We start from the raw sequence: 655 nt of genomic DNA on the forward strand, positions 1-655 counted from the left end.
AAATGACGTTCGCGTAAGCCCCGAAGAGGGGGCAACTTTGTCCGATTTCGCTCTCGGGCAAACCATTTGACGCGCATTGGAGAGCGAAACCGGGCCCGGCGTTGATGCCGGTCGCTGCGGCGTCAGTATCGACGGCTCAAATTCCGTCTGCCGCGCACACTCCTAGCCCCTCGCCCTACTTGACCCCAGGACTCACTGCCACCAATTGCGGCTCGAGCATGCGGTCGCCGCTTCTCGCCAGCCAGCACACCACACACGCCGCGATAATATCGAACACCGCGAGTACGACAAACAGCGGGCTATAACCGACCTGCGTGACCAGAACGCCGAACAACGCCGTGAATGCCGCAGCGCCCAGGTAACCCGCCATACCGCCCATGCCCGTGGCAGTGGCGACTTCGTTCTTGCCGAACACGTCGGACGTAATCGCATACAACGCACCCGACAAGGTTTGATGGGCGAAGCCGCCGACGCACAGCAGCGCAATAGCCGCGTAAGGGCTGGCCACCAGGCCGACACAGGCCGGCCCGACCATGCACAGTGCACCGAACACGAAGACCATCTTGCGCGACGTGAACAGCGAGACCTTCGCGTACTTATGAAACAGCGGACTGAGGTAGCCGCCGAGCACGCAACCAATGTCCGCAGCCAGAAA

1 protein-coding gene is annotated in these 655 nt (G+C 61.7%); it reads right to left on the reverse strand.

All coding sequences use genetic code 11. The annotated features are described in order from the left end of the window. Positions 1 to 175 precede the first annotated feature (175 nt). Positions 176 to 655, reverse strand: a 480-nt coding sequence (locus tag AWB68_RS45855) for an MFS transporter (protein ID WP_125483340.1), incomplete at its 5' end; no start/stop codon positions are given.

Origin of the sequence: Caballeronia choica, from assembly GCF_001544535.1 — a bacterium.
GTDB classification, from domain to species: domain Bacteria; phylum Pseudomonadota; class Gammaproteobacteria; order Burkholderiales; family Burkholderiaceae; genus Caballeronia; species Caballeronia choica.